General features: G+C 70.2%; 16 protein-coding genes. 9 read left to right on the forward strand and 7 right to left on the reverse strand.

The genetic code is table 11. The features are described from left to right. Positions 1-22: 22 nt before the first annotated feature. The 6 genes from ACWPN5_RS22695 (at position 23) to ACWPN5_RS22720 (ending at position 5,970) form a co-directional block, all read left to right on the forward strand. Positions 23-790, forward strand: coding sequence for a TfuA-like protein (locus ACWPN5_RS22695; RefSeq protein WP_145681076.1), 768 nt, complete (start codon positions 23-25; stop codon positions 788-790). A 56-nt stretch (positions 791-846) separates the two neighbouring features. Beyond that, positions 847-1,557: a Crp/Fnr family transcriptional regulator gene (locus tag ACWPN5_RS22700; protein WP_145681077.1), complete on the forward strand. Its 711-nt coding sequence runs from the start codon at positions 847-849 to the stop codon at positions 1,555-1,557. A 105-nt stretch (positions 1,558-1,662) separates the two neighbouring features. Then, positions 1,663-2,049, forward strand: coding sequence for a ribbon-helix-helix domain-containing protein (locus tag ACWPN5_RS22705; RefSeq protein WP_492297497.1), 387 nt, complete (start codon positions 1,663-1,665; stop codon positions 2,047-2,049). 216 nt (positions 2,050-2,265) lie between these two features. Next, positions 2,266-4,308, forward strand: coding sequence for an MASE3 domain-containing protein (locus ACWPN5_RS22710; protein ID WP_492297499.1), 2,043 nt, complete (start codon positions 2,266-2,268; stop codon positions 4,306-4,308). Beyond that, positions 4,286-4,681, forward strand: a complete 396-nt coding sequence (locus ACWPN5_RS22715; RefSeq protein ID WP_247888121.1) for a response regulator — start codon at positions 4,286-4,288, stop codon at positions 4,679-4,681. The genes ACWPN5_RS22710 and ACWPN5_RS22715 overlap by 23 nt, the downstream gene beginning before the upstream one ends. A gap of 356 nt (positions 4,682-5,037) precedes the next feature. After that, positions 5,038-5,970 carry an NAD-dependent epimerase/dehydratase family protein gene (locus ACWPN5_RS22720; protein WP_492297501.1) on the forward strand — a complete coding sequence of 311 codons (933 nt, stop codon included), beginning with the start codon at positions 5,038-5,040 and terminating at the stop codon, positions 5,968-5,970. An 18-nt stretch (positions 5,971-5,988) separates the two neighbouring features. Here ACWPN5_RS22720 and ACWPN5_RS22725 read toward each other — a convergent pair whose 3' ends face one another. Both ACWPN5_RS22725 and ACWPN5_RS22730 read right to left on the reverse strand, forming a co-directional pair. After that, complete coding sequence (locus ACWPN5_RS22725; protein WP_492297502.1) at positions 5,989-7,629, reverse strand: Na/Pi cotransporter family protein; 1,641 nt, start codon at positions 7,627-7,629, stop codon at positions 5,989-5,991. Between the two features lie 180 nt (positions 7,630-7,809). After that, positions 7,810-8,721 (reverse strand): DMT family transporter, encoded by a 912-nt coding sequence (locus ACWPN5_RS22730; RefSeq protein ID WP_492297503.1) that lies wholly within the window; start codon positions 8,719-8,721, stop codon positions 7,810-7,812. Between the two features lie 116 nt (positions 8,722-8,837). On the opposite strand from ACWPN5_RS22730, the gene ACWPN5_RS22735 reads away from it, so the two are divergent. Then, positions 8,838-9,701, forward strand: a complete 864-nt coding sequence (locus tag ACWPN5_RS22735; protein WP_492297504.1) for a LysR substrate-binding domain-containing protein — start codon at positions 8,838-8,840, stop codon at positions 9,699-9,701. Positions 9,702-9,837: 136 nt separating this feature from the next. Then, positions 9,838-10,410 (forward strand): glycine zipper 2TM domain-containing protein, encoded by a 573-nt coding sequence (locus ACWPN5_RS22740; RefSeq protein ID WP_145681085.1) that lies wholly within the window; start codon positions 9,838-9,840, stop codon positions 10,408-10,410. 13 nt (positions 10,411-10,423) lie between these two features. Here ACWPN5_RS22740 and ACWPN5_RS22745 read toward each other — a convergent pair whose 3' ends face one another. Further along, complete coding sequence (locus ACWPN5_RS22745; RefSeq protein WP_492297506.1) at positions 10,424-11,440, reverse strand: 4-(cytidine 5'-diphospho)-2-C-methyl-D-erythritol kinase; 1,017 nt, start codon at positions 11,438-11,440, stop codon at positions 10,424-10,426. A 569-nt stretch (positions 11,441-12,009) separates the two neighbouring features. On the opposite strand from ACWPN5_RS22745, the gene tyrS reads away from it, so the two are divergent. Beyond that, positions 12,010-13,284, forward strand: coding sequence for a tyrosine--tRNA ligase (gene tyrS / locus ACWPN5_RS22750; RefSeq protein ID WP_492297507.1), 1,275 nt, complete (start codon positions 12,010-12,012; stop codon positions 13,282-13,284). A 22-nt stretch (positions 13,285-13,306) separates the two neighbouring features. Here the strand turns inward: tyrS and ACWPN5_RS22755 are convergent, their stop codons facing one another. The 4 genes from ACWPN5_RS22755 to ACWPN5_RS22770 all read right to left on the reverse strand — a co-directional run bounded on the left by ACWPN5_RS22755 (position 13,307) and on the right by ACWPN5_RS22770 (position 18,797). Further along, positions 13,307-16,240: a PAS domain S-box protein gene (locus ACWPN5_RS22755; RefSeq protein WP_492297509.1), complete on the reverse strand. Its 2,934-nt coding sequence runs from the start codon at positions 16,238-16,240 to the stop codon at positions 13,307-13,309. Between the two features lie 255 nt (positions 16,241-16,495). Then, positions 16,496-17,080, reverse strand: a complete 585-nt coding sequence (locus ACWPN5_RS22760; protein WP_492297511.1) for a carbonic anhydrase — start codon at positions 17,078-17,080, stop codon at positions 16,496-16,498. A gap of 254 nt (positions 17,081-17,334) precedes the next feature. Beyond that, positions 17,335-17,508: a hypothetical protein gene (locus ACWPN5_RS22765; RefSeq protein ID WP_155903579.1), complete on the reverse strand. Its 174-nt coding sequence runs from the start codon at positions 17,506-17,508 to the stop codon at positions 17,335-17,337. Between the two features lie 113 nt (positions 17,509-17,621). Beyond that, positions 17,622-18,797, reverse strand: a complete 1,176-nt coding sequence (locus tag ACWPN5_RS22770) for a mandelate racemase/muconate lactonizing enzyme family protein (protein WP_145681090.1) — start codon at positions 18,795-18,797, stop codon at positions 17,622-17,624. Positions 18,798-18,841 lie beyond the last annotated feature (44 nt).

The raw sequence follows: 18,841 nt of genomic DNA on the forward strand, positions 1-18,841 counted from the left end.
GAGAGCGAAGGCGGAGACTCCCATGCAGACGCCGGACGGCCTTTACCTCTTCCTCGGTCCCACACTGTCCCGCGCCGATGCGGCCCGGCGCCTCGACGCCACCTACCTGCCGCCGGTCGCCCAGGGCGACATCATCCGGCTGTGCGCGCGCAAGCCGCGGGCGATCGGCATCGTCGACGGCTACTTCGAGAACATCCCCTCCGTCTGGCACAAGGAGATCCTGCACGCCATCCACCAGGGCGTGGCGGTGTTCGGGGCGTCCAGCATGGGCGCCCTGCGCGCCGCGGAACTGCACCCGTTCGGCATGATCGGCGTCGGCGCCGTCTTCGAAGCCTTCCGCGACGGGCGGCTGGAGGACGACGACGAGGTGGCGGTGATCCATGGCCCGGCGGAACTCGGCTATCCCGGCCTGTCCGAAGCGATGGTGAACATCCGCCGCACGCTGGCCGACGCGGCGCAGGAGGGCGTCGTCCCCGCCGCCACGGCGCGGCGGCTGGAGGCCATCGCCAAGGCCCTGCCCTACCGCGAGCGCGGCTATGGCCGGGTGTTCCGCCTCGCCGCCGCCGAGGGCCTGCCGGACGAGGAACTCGCCGATCTGCGCCACTGGCTGCCCACGGGGCGCTGCGACCAGAAGCGCGAGGACGCGCTCGACCTGCTCCGGACCATGGGGCGCTGGGCGTCGGACGGCGGGCGGGCGCCCGAGGCGCGCTTCCATTTCGAGCACACCGCGCTGTGGGACCGTGCCCTGCGCGACGGCGCGCACCACCGGATGGGGAATCCGCTGGACTGATCGTCCGCCGGGTGCCATCAACGGTCCGACGGAACTCAACCGGGACCGCGAGCGCCATGGCCTTACTGAAGGACGTCGCCGGCATCCTGCGGCGCAACCGCATGTTGGGGGTTCTTGACGACGACCGGATGCAGGAGCTGGTCACGCTCGGCCGGGTCTCGCGGTTCCACGAAAACCAGACCGTCTTCAGCAAGGGCGATCCCGGCGATTGCCTGTACGCGATCATGAAGGGGCAGATCGCCGTCTCGACCTCGTCGGAGGACGGGAAGACGATGCTGCTCAACATCCTGAATCCCGGCGACGTGCTGGGGGAGATCGCGCTGATCGACGGCAAGGACCGCACCGCCGGGGCCACCGCGCTGCGCCCGGCGGAACTGTTCCGCATCGACCGTCCGGAATTCATCTCCTTCCTGGAGCGGCACCCCTCGCTGTGCATCCGCATGATGGGTGTGCTGTGCGAACGGCTGCGCTGGGTGTCGGAAAACATCGAGGATGCGGTTTTCCACGACGTGCCGCGCCGGTTGGCCCGGCGTATCCTGCTGCTGGCGGACACCTATGGGCAAAAGACGCCTGCCGGGCTGCGCATCAACCAGCCGGTGTCCCAGGAGGCGCTGGCGTCGATGCTTGGTGTCACGCGCGAGATGGTGAACAAAAGCCTGCGTGCATTGCGCAGCGCCGGAGCGATTACCTATAACAAAGGTTTTATTGTCGTCACCAATCTATACATGCTTAAGGATATGGCGGGAGAGTCGGGCGACGTGCCATAAGGCCACTCAGCACACCCGCTGAGTTTTATCGTCGCAAATTTTTTCAATCACGCTATATTGGCTGCACGACATGAAACACGGCTGACAGTCAAGGAATACAGGGCTATGTCGGGTCAGGATTCACAGGCGTCCAACGCACCATCGCCGCTGAACGCCATCCCTCTGGTGGCACGCACCGTCAAGCTGTTCGGAAGCCCGACGCAGCTTCGGCTGGAGCCGTCCTACTGGGAGGCGCTGGACGACATCTGCCACCGCGAAGACCTGACCGTGGACGAGCTGTGCAGCGACCTCAAGGACCGCCTGGATTCGCAGTCCCGCCGGTCGCGCGGCAACGCCGTGTCGCTGGCCAACGCGGTCCGCGTGTTCATCGTCGGCTACTACCGCAAGGCGGCGACCGAGAAAGGTCACGACCGCGCCGGCCATGGCCGCGGCGATCCCTTCGTCAGCACCCCCTTCGACCTTCCTCCGGTCCATCCGGCCAAAGAAGGCTGATTTTCCGGCGCTGTTCCCGCTGATCAGCGCATGCCCCGAGGACAGGACGGCGGCCATTGCCCTGTCGTGGGGAAATGTCGCGACCGCTGAACGTGGTCAACGTCCGGCTTGCACCGCGACGGGATTTGGTGTGTTGATCGGTCCGGCGGCGTGCACGGCCGGCTGACCGGGCCATCCGTGGGCCGCTCCTCCCGTCAACCGCGGAGCCGACCGTTCATGAGCGGAACCCAGCCGTCCGCCATCCCGCCGATGTTTGCCCGATGGCTCGGAGACCGTTCCTTCCTGTCCGGCTTGGCGGCCCTGCTGATCGTCACGACGGTCCTGGCCTTGCTGGTCCGCCACAATTACCTGCTGTTCCATCTCTGCGTGGAGTTGTTCGCCGTCGCCATCTCCATGACGATCTTCACGATCGCCTGGAACACGCGCGATACGAACCAGTCGCCCTTTCTTGCCTTCGTCGGCCTGTCCATGCCGGGCATCGCGCTGCTGGACCTGCTCCACGCCATCGCCTTTCCCGGCATGAACGTCATCGGCGAGGCGAGCCCCAACCAATCCACCCAGTTGTGGATCGCCGCCCGCGGCCTGCAAGCCTCGGTGTTCCTGGCCGCCCCGCTGCTGACCGAGACGCGGCTGCGCGCCGGCGACGTGCTGCTGATCCAGGCCACCGTCGTCGCCTGCAGCCTGCTGTCGATCTTCACCTTCGACATCATGCCGGACGCCTTCGTTCCGGGGCTCGGGCTGACGCCCTTCAAGATCGGCGCCGAGTACACGTTCAGCGCCGCGGCGGTCGCCGCCTGCCTGCTGCTGTGCCGCAAGCGCCGGCAGTTCGAGCCCAGGGTGTTCGGCCTGACCTTCGCCGGAATCGCCCTGCTGGCCCCGCAGGAGCTGATCTTCACGCTCTACAACCACCCGCACGGGGTGGTGAACGCGCTTGGGCATTTCATCAAGATCCTGTCCTTCTACCTGCTCTACCGGGCGATCATCGTCACCGCGCTGCGCAACCCTTACGACCTCGCCTTCTACCGGATGCGCCGCAGCGAGGAGGCCCTGCGCGACCATCTGAGCGGGCTGGAGTCGCTGATCGCCACCCGCACCGCCGAACTGCGCGAGAGCGAGGCGCGCTGGCGGGCGCTCCTGGAATGCTCCAACGACTGGTTCTGGGAAACCGACGAGCGCGGGCGCTTCACCGCTTTGTCGCCACGGGCCCAGGAGTCCACCGGACGCGGCGGGGCGGAGCTTCTGGGCTTCACCCACGCCGATCTTCTGGACCGCAACCGCCCCGAGGAGGATTTCCCCATCCTGATCGAGGCGCTGCACCGGCGGGAGCCCTTCCGCCGCCTGTCCTTCCCATTGGAATCGCCGGGAGGCGCCGCGCGCTGGGTGATGGTCAGCGGCACGCCGCGCTATGACGGCAACGGCACCTTTCTCGGCTACCGCGGCACGACCAGCGACATCAGCGCGCGGCGCCAGTCGGCGGAGGCGGCGCGCCAGAAGCAGACCATGGCGGCGCTCGGCAGCCTCGTCGGCGGCCTTGCCCACGAGATCAACAACCTGCTGCAACCGGTCATCAGCCTGTCCGACCTGGCGCGCGGCCGCGCCGGGGAGGACCGCAAGCTCCAGGCCTATCTGAACGCCATCCACGACAGCGGCGTGAAAGCCCGCACCATCATGCGCGACGTCCTCCAGTTCGCCCGCGTCGAGGTGGCGGACTCGCCGCCGGGCAACCTCGAGGACGCCGTCCGGTCGGCCCTGGAGCTTGCCGCCCCGTCGATGCCGCCGTCCATCGGAACGCACACCCATCTGGAGCCCGGCCTGGACGCGGTGACGATCACCGCGACCGAACTGACCCAGGTCCTCCTCAACCTGATCCAGAACGCCCGCGATGCCATGCCGCAGGGCGGCACCCTGACCATCGACGCGCGCTCTTTGACCATCAAGGAGCGGGAAACGACCCTCCGCCAGCTCGGCGAAGGCCGGTATGTGCGGCTGACCGTGACCGACACCGGCACGGGGATGGAGGAGGGAATACGTTTGCGCGTGTTCGATCCATTCTTTACCACCAAACCGGTTGGCAAAGGGACGGGGCTTGGGCTTTCGGTGGTATATGGTATCGTGCGTAACGGGGGCGGCGATGTTTGGGTCGAGAGCACCCCCGGACGCGGAACGTCCTTCATCATCGACCTGCCCACCGCCCCACCCGGCGGACCGGGCCAAACGACACATGGGATGCTGGTTCATGGCGAAGGTGCTGGTCGTTGAGGATTCGGCCGCCGTGCGGCTGGCGGTCACTGAAGTGATCGAACAGGCGGGCCATGAGGTCGTGGAGGCGGAAAACGGCCGCGTCGCCATCGCCCTGCTCGACGGCGGCGCGCTTTTCGATCTGATCGTCACCGACGTGCTGATGCCCGAAGCCGACGGGGTGGAGGTCATCAAGGCCGCGCGCACCCGCAATCCCGGCGCGCAGGTGCTCGCCATGTCGGGTGGGGCACCGAACCTTCCCGCCGGCTATGCCTTGAAGATGGCCGAGATGTTCGCGGCGGACGCCGTGCTCTACAAGCCCTTCCTCAACGAGGAACTGCGCAAGGCCGTGGCCCGCCTGCTGTCCGCGTCGCAGGACACCGAGGCCGGCTGAAAACGGGCCGACCAGCCGTCGTCCGAAAGGCCACGGCTTGGCCCCCAACACGCTGTGTCTTCCAGCACACAATGTGTCCAGGAGGCACCAGGGTGGCCACCGGTCCTCTTGACCGAAGTTATCCACAAAAAAGTGCATAAGATGGTGGATAAGGCTGTTGAACCCTCGGTTCCGCCTGCCCGCCGCGAGGGTGCCGGGGAACGCCCCTGAAACGACACCGATTCGGGGCATCCCACCCCGAACGGCCAGGATCGGCGCACCCCATGCGCCATTCCCTACCCCTAAGATGGTCTGGTCGGTTCCACACCCCCTCGCCACTATGACTCCATGCTTTGCGAAGGTGGAAAGGACGGCGGATGGCCCATTTTCTTGTGACCGGCGGCTGCGGCTTCATCGGATCGCATCTGGCCGACCGGCTGATCGGCGACGGGCACCGGGTCACCATCCTGGACGACATGAGCACCGGCCGCCTGGAGAACAAGCCGCTGCTGGCGAAGCTGGTGGTCGGCGATGTCGCCGATCCGGACGCGGTCCATCAGGCGATCCAGGGGGTGGACGGCGTGTTCCATCTGGCGGCCGTCGCCTCCGTCCAGCGCTCGCGCGAGTTGTGGGCGGAAACCCACCGCACCAACCTGTCGGGCACCGTCACCGTCTTCGAGGCGGCGCGCAGCGCCCGCAACGGCAACCCGGTGCCGGTGGTCTACGCCTCCTCCGCCGCGGTCTACGGCGACAACACCGCCACCCCGCTGCGCGAGGACGCCGCGACGCGTCCGCTGTCCGCCTATGGCGTGGACAAGCTGGGCTGCGAGCTGCACGCCAACGTCGCCTGGGCCATCCATGGGGTGCCGACGACGGGCTTCCGCTTCTTCAACGTCTACGGGCCGCGGCAGGACCCGTCCTCGCCCTATTCCGGGGTGATCTCGATCTTCGCCCGCCGCGTGGCGCAGGGCGAGGACGTGACGATCTTCGGCGACGGCGAGCAGGTCCGCGACTTCGTGTTCGTCGGCGACGTCGTGCGCTTCCTCGTCAAGGCGATGGAGCGCCGCCCCGAGGGGGCGGAGGTCTTCAACCTGTGCACCGGCCGCCCGACTTCGCTGCTGATGCTGCTGGAGGTGTTGCAGGAATTGTGCGGCAGCCGGGTGCGCCGCCTGCACCAGCCGGCGCGGGCGGGCGACATCCGCGTGTCCATCGGCGACCCGGCGCGGCTGCGCGCCACCTTCGGCGAGGGCTGCCGCTTCGGCCTGCTGCAGGGGCTGAGCGCCACCCTGACCGGGGAGATGCCGCGGTAACGCGGCGCTCCCCCACCGCTACACGTCGCGGCTTTCCAGCCGGGGCAGCCCGACCACCTTCAGGCGGCTTTCGCTGAGCTCGCCCACCTGATCGAGGATCGGCAGGGCGATGGCGGCGACATGGGCGTTGATGCGTTTCAGGTCGCGCAGGATGTCGAGCACCAGGGCGCTGGTCTCGATGCTGGCGGCATCGCCGCGGCGGACGCGGTCGAGGTGGCGGGCGGTGGCGGTGCGCTCCAGCGCCCGCACCGCGTCCTTGCCGGCGATGAGCTGGCGGGCCAGCCGCCGGTCCTCGCCGATCAGGATGCCGAGCGCCGTGCGCAGATTCTCCACCGTGCGGCGGTGCAGCTCCTCGACCTCGCGGAAATCCTCCGGGGCGAAATGCAGGTGGTGGCGGATGCGCTTGGCGGCGAGTTCCATCAGGCTCTTGTCGATGATGTCGCCGATGTGCTCCAGGTTGATGGCGAAGGCCATCAGGTCGTCGACCCGCCGGGTCTCCTCGGCGTCGAGGTGACGGCGCCCCAGCTTGGCGAGGTAGAGCTTGAGCGCGGTGTGCAGCCGGTCCACCCGGTCGTCGGCGCGGCTGACCTCGGCGATCGGGCGCTCGTCGTTCTGGCGCAGCGCGGTCAGGCTGCGGCACAGCATGTCCTCCACCAGATCGCCCAGCCGCAGGGTCTCACGCACCGCGCCGGCGATGGCGACGGAGGGCGTCTCCAGAGCCGATTCATCGAGATGCCGGGGCGTCGCCGCGTCCTCGCCCGCGTCCTCCGGCTGGGGCAGCAGCCCTTCGGTCAGCCGGGCGAGCGGTGTCACCAGCGGCAGGAAGAGCAGCGCCAGCGCCGCGTTGAAGGCGACATGGGCGCTGACCACCGCCGTCAGCGGGGCCATCCCGGCCAGGAACGACGCGGCCAGCGGCACCAGCGGCAGGGCCAGCAGCGACCCGGTCACCCGCACCAGCAGATTGCCCAGCGGCACCCGCCGCGCCACCGCGCCGTCGGTCGAGGTCGCCAGCACCGCCGGGATGGCGCCGCCGAGATTGGCGCCCAGCACCAGCGCCACCGCCGTCTCGGTCCCGATCACCCCCGCCCCGGCCAGCGACCCGGCCAGCATCACCGTGGCGAGGCTGGAATGCACCGCCGCGGTCAACGCCGCCGCGACAATCAGGGCGAACAGCGGCTCGCCGCCCAGCGCCTCCAGCATCGCCTGGACCAGCGCCGACTCCCGGACCGGCAGGGTGGCCGTGCCGAGCAGCTTCAGGGCGAGCAGCATCAGCCCGATGCCGACCAGGATGCGGGCCAGCGCCCGCCGGCCGCGATGCTCGCCGCCCAGCGCGTGCAGCGCCCCGCCGAGCAGCAGCAGGCTGGGCGACAGCCAGTGCAGGTCGATGGCGAGCAGCCGGGCGACGAGGCTGGTCCCGACATCGGCGCCCAGCATCACCGCCAGCGCCATCGGGGTGGTCATGAAGCCCTGCCCGGCCATCGAGGCGGTCATCAGGGCGGTCGCCGTGCTGCTCTGCACTGCAATGGTGGCGGCGATGCCGGCCAGAAAGGCGGCCAAGCGGTTGCGCGTGCCGTAGCCGACCCAGCGGCGGACCGCCGCCCCACCCCACCGGAAGACACCCGTCCGCACCAGCCGCAGCGCCCACAGCAGCAGCGCCACGGCGCCGAGGATGTCGATCAGGACCAGGGTGGGCGAGACGGCGGTCGTGATGGCGGGCCTCCCGGCGTGTGGGCCTCAACAACAGGACGATGGAGAGTGGGGCGTCATGAAAACGTAACAATCGTAGGGCGCAACCTGATCCCCCGCGAAAGGCGTATCCCTTTTGCCGGGATGCGCCCCTTACCCCCGCGTCACCAGCCGGATGCCCAGCGCCACCGGCAGGATGCCCAGCAGGTCCCAGGGCTGCACCGTTTCGCCCAGCAGCGCCCAGCCGAACAGCATGCCGAGCGGCGGCATCAGGAAATGATAGGCGCTGGCCTCCGTGGCGCTCGTCCGCTGCAGCAGGCGGAACCACAGCAGGTAGCCGCCGATCGACACCACCAAAGCCTGATAGACCAGCGACCCGGCGAAGCCGGCGGTCAGCCGGATCGACCCGGCGTCTTCCAGCAGCAGCCCGAGGGGCAGCAGCGCCAGGCCGGCCGCCAGCACCTGGACCCCGGTGCCGGCGAGCAGCCCGGTCCGCGGCGCCAGCCGCTTGAAGAGCAGCGTCCCCGCCGACAGCGCCACCAGTGCGCCGACCGCGAGCGCGATGCCCAGCGGCGCGTCCGTCCCGCTGCCCAGACGCCCGCGCACCACCAACGCCACCCCGGCCACCCCCAGCGCCAGCCCCACCGCCTTGCGCCGGGTCATCGCCTCGCCCAGCAGCAAGGCGGCCAGGGCCGCGGTCAGCACCGGGTTGGCGCTGACGATCAGCGCCGTCAGGCCGGACGACACGTGGGTCATGCCGCTGTAGCTCAGCCCCAGATAGAGCGCGTGGTTGAGCAGGCCGAGCAGCGCCAGCAGGCCGAGCGTCCGCCCGGCCATTCCCCGATACTCGCCCCGCCACGCCGCGACCGCGGCGAGCAGCGTCCCGGCCATCAGGAAGCGGAAGGCCAGCAACAGCAGCGGCGGGCAGTCGGCCAAACCGATCTTCCCCGCGGCAAAGGCCGAACTCCAGGCCAGGCAGAAGGGCACGACCAGGGCGAGCGGCGCCGCACGCGGGTCGGTCAGGGGTAGGGTGTGTGCGGCGGCGTGCGTGGCGGCGTGCGTCATGGCCGGTCCTCTCCCATGCGGAAGGCTGTGCGTTGGAGAGAGGATGGCGCGGAGCCTTTCCATTTGGAAATTGGATGATATGATCCATTGCATTCGAAACATGAATGGTCGATCCGATGCGCGAAATGGATCTGGGCCTGTTGCGCACCTTCGTTTCGGTGGTGGACGCCGGCGGCTTCACGCGGGCCGGCGAACGGGTGCACAAGACGCAATCGACGGTCAGCCAGCAGATCCGCCGGCTGGAGGAGCAGGTCGGCCGGCCGCTCCTCGACCGCAACAGCCGCGCCGTCGCGCTGACCGACGACGGCGAGCGGCTGCTCGGCTACGCCCGCCGGCTGCTGGCGCTGAACGACGAGGCGAACGCCGTGCTGTCCGGACGCCCGGCGGCGGAGGTGGTGCGGCTTGGCGTGCCGGAGGATTACGCGGTGGAGCGGCTGCCCCGCCTGCTCGCCGACTTCGCGCGGGCGAACCGGCGGCTGCGGCTGGACGTGCGCTGCGACCTGTCGGTGCGGCTGCGCGCCGACGTGGAGTGCGGCGACCTCGACATCGCCCTGGTCAAGCAGGAACCCGGTTACCCCGGCGCGCGGCGCGCGTGGCGGGAGCCGCTCTGCTGGGTCGGCCCGGCGGCGGAGAACCTGCACCGCGAGGACCCGTTGCCGCTGGTGCTGTTCCCCCAAGGCTGCGTCTACCGCAACCGCGCGGTGCATGAGCTGGAGCGCGCCGGGCGGCGCTGGCGGGTGGCCTATTCCAGCCCCAACCACGCCGGGGTGCGCGCCGCGGTGTCCGGCGGGCTGGGCGTCAGCGTGCTTCCCCACAGCGCCCTGCCGCCCGGCGCTCGCTTCCTCGGCGTGACGGACGGCCTGCCGTCCCTGCCGGAGACGGAGCTGGCGCTGCTGATCGGCGGCGCGGCGCGGAGCGCGGGGGTGGAGATGGTCACCACGCTGCTGACGGAAAGCCTTCCCGAACCGGTGTGGGCCTGAGGCGCACGGCGGGGCGGCCCAAGGGTGGGTTACCCCTTTCGCGCACCCCAAAAAGGTCACGCCTGCCGCGGCCGCTGGATGGATGAAAGCGCCGCCCCCGGATGTTCATTCGGGTGAGACGTATCCTGGAGCCATCATGACGCACATCCGCTTCACCCCCAAATCCCTCGCCATCGCGCTGCTGGCCGGTGTGGCGGCCTTGGGCGCTGGAGCGTCCCCGGTTCTCGCCGATCCGCCCGATTGGGCGCCGGCCCACGGCTGGCGCGCCAAGCAGGAGCGCCACCACGAGCGCGAGCGCCATGACCGCGACCGGTACGAGCGCGACCGGTACGAGCGGCCCCGCTATTACGAGCATGGCTACATCGACGGCGGCTATGGCGACGGCCGCGTGGTGATCGTGCGCCGCCCCCCGCCGGTGGTGGTCTATGAGGAGCCGCCGGTCGTGCATTACGCCCCGGCCCCCGTCTACATCGAGGAGCCGCCGCCGGTGATCGTCCAGCAGCGCCCGCGCGTGGTCCGCGCCGCGCCGCAGGTGGTGGAGTGCGGGCCGCTCGACGGCGACTTGATCGGCGTGCTCGGCGGGGCCGCCGTCGGCGGGCTGGTCGGCTCGCAGTTCGGGCGCGGCGACGGCAAGCTGGCGGCCACCGCCGCCGGCACGCTGGGCGGCGCCATGCTGGGCGGTGCGATGACCCGCGGCGGCGGTTGCTGAACTTATAGGAAGGTCAGCCGACTCCCCAGCCGCCGGTGTCCGGGAAGGGAACCGGCGGCGCCGGGGCCGTGGTGACCGCGGACGGTGCCGTCAGGCCCTTGGGCAGCGGCGGCGCGTCCGCCGGGGTCGGCAGCAGGCGGGCGGCCTTCGCCCACCAGCGCGGCTGCGCCGCCTGGATCGACCGGGCAGCGTCGGCGGCACGCTCCGCATCGGCGTAGAGGCCGAAGCAGGTCGCTCCGCTGCCCGACAGGCGGGCCAGCAGGCAGCCGTCCGTGCCGTCCAGCGCCGCCAGCACCGTGGCGATCACCGGAGCGACGGTCAGCGCCGGCTCGGTCAGGTCGTTGCGCCGTTCCCTCAGCAGCGCGGCCAGCGCCGCGGCGTCGGCCGGCGCCCCGGTGAAGCGGGCCGGGGTGGAGAAGGCTCCACGGCGGGCCTTGAACACCGCAGGGGTCGGCACCGGCACGCCGGGGTTGACCAGCACCGCGAAGGTCTCCGGCAGGGCCGGCGCCTCCTCCAGCACCTCCCCGACGCCGCCGAAATAGCAGCTCCGCCCGGCGACGCAGACCGGCACGTCGGCACCCAGCGACGCCGCGACCTCGTAGAGGCGCTGGTCGGTCACCGGCACGCCCCACAGCCGGGCCAGGGCGCGCAGCGTCGCGGCGGCGTCCGCCGAACCGCCTCCGATCCCGGAGGCGATGGGCAGAATCTTCTCCAGCGCGATCATCGCGTCGGCCTCGCGCCCCAGCCGGGCGGCCAGCGCGTAAGCGGCACGAATGACGAGGTTCTGCGCCGGGTTCTCGCCCATCAGCGCCGGGCCGAAGGGGCCGGAGATGGCCAGCCGCGGCCCGACCGGCGGCATGTCCACCCCGCGCAGCGCGATCCGCGCCACGCCCGGCTGCACCGTCACCCGGTCCGCCACGTCGGCGAAGGCGACGAGGCTGTCCAGCTCGTGATAGCCGTCGTCCCGGCGGCCCACCACATGCAGATAGAGGTTCAGCTTGGCCGGCGCGGCTTCGGCGATGGCGCTCATGGTCAGGTCCCCGGAAGCGAAAAGCCCTTCCTCCCGTCAGGGGGAAGACGGGCTTTATGCGGCATGGCCGCGGTGAGCGCCAGAGCCCACATAGCCGGTCACTGGACAAAGGGTCGGCACCGGCGCGTCAGGGCAATCGCATTTGAAGTCCCCTCTCCCCTCCGGGGAGAGGGTTAGGGTGAGGGGGGTGTGCTTTTGCCGGACGTATCGTCTTGCAACATCCCCCTCACCGGCCCTCCGGGCCACCCTCTCCCCGCTTTCGGCGGACCAAGGGTCCGCCTGTCGCGTCAGCGCAAACTTCGTTTGCGCGTGAGCAGAGGGGAGAGGGCTATTTGGCCAATTGGGATGGCCGTGGCCGGCGCGTCATCCACCCTTGACGCCCCGTTCCGGCGCGCCTAGCTTTCCGGCCATGACGACGCGCACGCACCATTCCAGCCGCTATTATCCGCTGCTCCCATAGGGCGGCGCGTTCAGTCTTGACCACATGAACCATGCCGCCGCTGACCGGCGGCATGTGCTTCGACAGATGATCTCCGGGACGCGGCCCTTCCCTTCTGGAGATCAGCACCATGGCGACCCCTGCCGCTTCCAGCCCCTTCCAGTCCGACTTCCTGCGCGTGCTCGACGAGCGCGGCTTCCTGCATCAGGGGAGCGACCTGTCGGGCCTCGACGCCCTGCTGCGCCAGGGACCGGTCGGCGCTTACATCGGCTTCGACGCCACGGCGGACAGCCTGCATGTCGGGCATCTCGTCTCGATCATGGTGCTGCGCTGGTTCCAGAAGACCGGCAATCGGCCCGTCGTGCTGATCGGCGGCGGCACCACGCGCATCGGCGACCCCAGCTTCCGCGACACCAGCCGGCCCATGCTGGACGACGCGCAGATCGCCGCCAACATGGGCGGCATCGGCCGGGCCTTCGCCCAATACCTGTCCTTCAGCGATGAAGAGCGAAACGGCGCGGTGATGGTCGACAACGCCGACTGGCTGGACGAGTTGCGCTACATCCCGATGCTGCGCGACATCGGGCGCCATTTCACGGTCAACCGGATGCTGAGCTTCGACTCCGTCAAGCTGCGGCTCGATCGCGAGCAGCCGCTGACCTTTCTGGAGTTCAACTACATGATCCTCCAGGCCTTCGACTTCCTGGAGCTGTCGCGCCGCCACGGCTGCCGGCTGCAGATGGGCGGGTCGGACCAGTGGGGCAACATCATCAACGGGATCGAACTGGCCCGCCGCGTCGACGGGACGGAGCTGTTCGGTCTGACCACGCCGCTGCTGACCACCGCGTCGGGCGCCAAGATGGGCAAGACGGCGGCGGGGGCGGTGTGGCTGAACGCCGACCGGCGCAGCCCGCACGACTTCTGGCAGTTCTGGCGCAACACGGAGGATGCCGACGTCGGCCGCTTCCTGCGCCTGTTCACCGAACTGCCGCTGGACGAGATCGCCCGGCTGGAAGCGCTCCAGGGATCGGAGATCAACGAGGCCAAGAAGATCCTCGCCCATGAGGCGACGGTCCTCTGCCACGGCGCGGCGGCGGCGGCCGAGGCCGGGGAGACCGCCCGCCGGGTCTTCGAGGAGGCCGGGTCCGGCGACGGCCTGCCGACGGTTGAGGCCGCCCGCGCCGATCTCTCCGCCGGAGTCCGGCTGGCCGACCTGCTGGCCGCCGCCGGACTCGCCGAGTCCAAGGGGGCGGCGCGGCGGCTGATCCGCGACGGCGGGGCGCGGGTGAACGGCACCCCCGTCACCGACGAGGCGGCGCTGGTGACCGCGGCGGACCTGGACGGCGAGGGTCTCATCCGCCTGTCCGCCGGCCGCAAGCGCCACGCGCTGGTCCGGGTTCGGTGAGCGGAGCCGAGGCCGGGTGCCCTCAGCGGCCCCCGGCTTCGGCCACCACCTGCTTCAGGTGATGGGACGACACCGGCTTGTGCAGGATGGCGAAGCCGCTGCGCTGGGCCTCGACGATGCGTTCGGGGGCGGTGTCGCCGGTCAGGATGATGCTGGGGATCGACGCCCGGCAATGGGCGTGGATGGCGTGCAACGCCTCCGGCCCGGTCTTGCCGTGGCGCAGCCGGTAGTCGGCCAGGATGACGTCCGGGCGCCGCCCGGCCTCGTCAAGCAGGCGGATCGCCTCGTCCCCGGCGGTGGCGGCGATGACCTCGTAGCCCCAGCCCTCCAGCATGGCGCGCAGCCCCATCAGGATGATCACCTCGTCGTCGATGATCAGGATGAGCCGGCACCCGCCGCCCTCCGTCCGGCCGACCGCGGGAACCGTCGTCACGGCGGGCCTCGGCGGCTCGGCGGCGGGAACGGTGACCAGGAAGGTCGATCCGCTGCCCGGCCGCGAGCGCAGAGCCACGGAATGGCCGAGCAGAGCGCACAGCCGCCGCACGATGGCGAGGCCGAGGCCCAGCCCCTTCTCGCGGTCGCGCTCCGGGTTGCCGAGCTGGGTGAACTCTTCAAAGATATCCTCCTGGCGGTCCGGCGGGATGCCGGCGCCGCTGTCGCACACGGCGATGTGGAAACGGCGGCGCGACCGCCGCACGCCCAGCAGCACCCCGCCCCGCCCGGTGTAGCGCAAGGCGTTGTCCAGCAGGTTGCGGACGACCCGCTCCAGCAGCATGGGGTCGCTGCGCGCGTGGAGCGTGGTCGGGACGACGCGCAGGGTCAGACCGCGCCGCGCCGCCTCCGGCGCGTATTCGGCGGCGAGGCGCTCGAACAGGGGCTGGATCGCCACGGTGGTGGTCACCGGCTCGACCACCCCGGCGTCGAGCTTGGAGATGTCCAGCAGGCCGTCGAGCAGGCGCTTCAACGCCTCCAGCGCCTGCTGCATGGTCGTCAGCGTGCCGTGGCCCGGGGTGCCCTGCGTCTGCTCGCCCAGCGCCGAGGTGAGGAAGAACAGCGACTGCACCGGCTGGCGGAGATCGTGGCTGGCCGCGGCGAGGAAGCGCGACTTGGCCCGGTTGGCCCGCTCCGCCTGCTCCTTGGCGCGGCGCAGCGCCGATTCGGTGCGCTTGCGCTCGGTGATGTCGCGCAGGATGGCGGTGAAGAAGCGGTCGCCGCCGTCGCTCCAGGCCGACAGCGACAGCTCCAGCGGCACCGCCAGCCCGTCGCGCCGCCGCCCCTCGACCTCGCGGGCGACGCCGTCGGCCAGCCGGTCCGGGCTGAGGGGCTCCGCAATCAGGCCGCCGGGGATCAGGCGGCACACGTCCGTCCCGACCGCGTCGGCCGGACCATGGCCGAAGATGCGCTCCGCACCGCGGTTGTAGGTGTGCACCGTGCCCTTGGCGTCGACCAGCAGGATCGCGTCGGCGGCGGTCTCCAGAAGCGAGCGGTGGCGCTCCACGGCGCGCCGGATGGCCCGTTCATCCTCCTTGCGGCGGGTCACGTCCTGGGCGTAGACGGCCAGCCGGTCGCCGGTGGCGAACAGGCGCAGGGCGTACCAGTCGCCACCGCTGCCGTCGCCGTTGCCCTGTTCCTTTCCGCCGGCCAGCCGGATTTCGAACTCCTCCGGCTCCCGCCGGGCCAGCGCGTCGCGCAGGCGCGCGGCGAAGGGCTCGACCACGCCGGGCGGCAGCAACGCCACGAAGACGTGCCCCACGAGGTCCCCACCGTCGCCAAACAGGCGCGCCGCCTTGTCGTTGGCGAAGGTCACCCGGCCCTCATGGTCCAGCTCCACCACCGCGTCGGTGGAGGCGGCGAGGATCGCGGCCATGCGGTGTTCGGCGGCGTGGGCGGCGTCGCGGGCCTGCTCCCGCGCCTGAAGCTCCTGCGCCATCGAGTCGAAGGCGCGCCCCAAGGCACCGATCTCCGAGCGGTCGCCCGGCCGGCCGATCCGCGCGTTGCGGTCCCCGGCGCTCCAGCGCTCGACCACCCGCTTCAGCCGGGCCACCGGGCGCAGCACGAACAGGCGCGCGCCGATCCAGGCCGCGGCCAGGGACAGCGCCGCCGCCAGCGCCAGCAGAAAGGCGCTCCGCTCGGCCGCGGCGGTGACGGGGCGCAGCGCCTCCGTCCGATCCAGCCCGACCGCCAGGAACAGCTCGCGAACCTTCTGGTCGACCGGGGCGTAGGCGAGGATCCGCGGCTCGCCATCCAGGCCGGCAACCTCCGCCACCCCGTCGGACGGCGCGCTCAGCAGGGCCATCAGCGGTTCGGGCAGCGGCTTGCCCACCCGCTGGTCGTCGCTGCCGGGGAAGCGGCCCAGCAGCGTGCCGTTGCGGTCGGCCAGCACCAGCATGGCGTTCGGCGGCAGCGGCTTTTCCGCCAGATACTCGCGCAGCCATCCGGCGTCGAGCGCGATGGACACCACCCCCGCCATGCGGCCCGTCCCGTCGGTGTAGGGCGCCGCGAAGGGCAGCACGGGCCGACCGTCCAGCCGCCGCACCGCATAGTCGCCAACGACGAAGCCATGCCCGTAGAGCGCCATGCGGATGTGCGGCAGCATCCCCACCATCAGGCCGTTCAGCTTCGCATCGCTGGCGCAGCGGACCGAGCCGTCGAGATCGGTCAGGGCGATGCCCTTCACCCGCGGCAGCCGGCCACGCAGGCGGTTCAAGGTGGAGGAGCATTGCTGGGGGTCGACAGCGAGCCGCGGCGCCATCTCGGCCATCGTCACCAGCACGCCGCGCATGCCCTCCACGACCCGCTGCTGCTCGTCCTGGATGAGGGTCAGAAGGCGGCGGGCCTCCGCCTCGGCCTGCCGCTCCCCCGCCTCGATGGCGGTCAGGCTGTTGTGGGCCAGGATGCCGATGGCCGGCAGGCTGGCGAGGAGGACGAGCAGGACAAGGCGTGTGAGAATGCTCATCGGCAGCCTGGGAAAAGCACGGCGGAAGGGAACGGCACGACCCTGCACTTCCCAAGGGACGCATGGCACCCCGGGTCCGATGCACGCCGTCGTATCCGCGGCAGCGGTGCCCCGCTACCCCGCCGGCCACATCCTTACCTTGCGTTTACCAAAAGGAGGGACGGCGCTCAACCGACTATTTCGCATACGAATTATAAAGGCGCCGGAGCGAGGGGGGGTCCCTAGCTCCGGCGCCGCCGGAATCGCCGCCTGTCCTCAGGCGGATTCGGCGATGGACTCGACGCTGCCGTCGAGCGCCATCAGCAGCAGTTCCACCTCCAGATCGGGATGCCGCGCCTTGATCGCGGCGCCCAATGCGCGGAGCTGGTCGGCGTGAACGGCGGTCTCCCGCTCCGGGTCCGCCGCGACGTCCGTTTTCAGGAAGACGCGGTAGGCGCCGCAGTCGCGGTGGTCCATGACCATCACGCGCCGGATCCGGTGCAGCTGCTTGGCGACCGCCACATGATCCCAGAAGGCCTCGCCCCACGCCTTCTTCTGGTCGGTCAGGGCGCCCAGCGACGCGCCGGCCAGGATCACATGGTCGTAGCGGTTGGTCAGCCCGCGCCCGTCCATGTAGCGGCCGATGTCGTCGATCAGCCGGTAATCCATGCAGGAGAGCAGAAGCGCGTCCACCTCGCCGGCGGGCTGGGCGGCGCGCGCGGCGCCGGTGGTCAGGGGCGCCACCATGGCGGCCCCGGCGCCCAGCGCGGCGATCGTCAGAAAGGTCCGGCGGGAGCGGTGCCGGGGGCTTCCGCAGCAGGTCGAGCCCAAGTCGACTCCGGAGCTGTGTCGGTACTGCATGAGGTCTCCACGTCGTTGAGGTTTCGTGGGGCCGAACGCCCATGGAGACCGCAGTACAGCACCGCTTCCGAGACAGCATTATTCGTGAACGAATCTTTCATGGACCAGAAGGGCACAGCATGATGACAGGACTATCTGGACAAACTGGAACGAGAACCTTCGGTCCGTCCACAGGGCACCAAAAAGAAACGGGCCGCTTCCCGGATGGGAAACGGCCCGTTCGGCATGGTGCTGCCGGTGTTGCGTTGCTGGTATCAGCCGCGGGTGCTGCCCGAAGCCCGGTCGCCGGTGGCGACCGTGTCGCTGGCCGGCTTTTGCGTGCCGGCGCTGGCGCTGTGGCTGGAGGAGCAATCCGCGCTGGCGACCCCCGCCGTCAGGAGGGCGGCGAGACCGAACAGAACGGCTACCGGCTTGGCTCCATGAGACATTGGATCACCTCCTTTCAAAACTGTTGAACACCGCAACAGCATGTGAGGACGATCCGGCGCGAGTCAACGCCTTATACCGCCCGTACAGGGTGCGGCGCGCAACGGAGACCGCCTCAGTTCGCCGTCTCCAGCGCCTCGCGCATGGTGCGGAACAACTCCGCCTTGTCCTCGAAGCCGATGCCGGGAAGCTCCGGCAGGCGGACCCGCCCGTCCTCGACGGCGATGCTGTCGGCGAAGCCGCAGAAGGGCTTGAACACGTCCGGGTAGGACTCGTTGCCGCCCAGATGCAGGCCGGCGGCGATGTTCAGCGACATCTGGTGGCCGCCGTGCGGCACGACGCGGCGGCTCGACCAGCCGTTCTCCTTCAGCATGTCCAGCGTGCGCATGTACTCGACGAGGCCGTAGCTGAGCGCGCAGTCGAACTGCAGCCAGTCGCGGTCCGGGCGCATGCCGCCGTGGCGGATCAGGTTGCGGGCGTCCTGGTGGCTGAACAGGTTCTCGCCGGTCGCCATGGGGCGGTCGTAATGGTTCGCCAGTTCGGCCTGGAGCGCGTAGTCGAGCGGGTCGCCGGCCTCCTCGTACCAGAAGAGGTTGTAGGGCTTCAGCGCCTCGGCGTAGGCGATGGCGGTCTTCAGATCGAAGCGGCCGTTGGCATCAACGCAGAGGTTCTGCCCATCGCCGACCACCTCCAGCACCGCCTCGATGCGGCGCAGGTCGTCCTCCAGCGAGGTGGCGCCGATCTTCATCTTCACGACCTTGTAACCGCGGTCGCGGTAGCTGCGCATCTCGTCCTGGAGCGCCTCCACCCCCTTGCCGGGGTAGTAGTAGCCGCCGGCGGCGTAGACCCACACCGACTCGTCGGCCACGCCGCCGCGGTAGCGGTCGGCGAGCAGGCGGTAGAGCGGCTTGCCGGCGATCTTCGCCACGGCGTCCCACACCGCCATGTCGATGGTGCCCACCGCGACCGAGCGTTCGCCGTGGCCGCCCGGCTTCTCGTTGGTCATCAGCCGCGCCCAGATCTTGAACGGGTCGAGGTTGCCGTTCGCCTCGTCGATCAGGCTGTCGGCGGCGGCCGAGGTCAGGCGGGGGATGAAGCGCTCCCGCATCAGGCCGCCGGCGCCGTAGCGGCCGTTGGAATTGAAGCCGTAGCCGATCACCGGCTTGCCGTCGCGCACCACGTCGGTGATGACCGCCACGGTGGAGCAGGTCATCTGGCTGAAGTCGATGTAGGCGTTGGCGATGTCGGACTTGATGCCGACGGTCTTTTCCCGGATCTCAACGATGCGCATGGCGCTGCTTCCCTTTGGCTTTTCCGATGCCCTGGGCCGCAGGA

Source organism: Azospirillum sp. UENF 211521, from assembly GCF_058780535.1.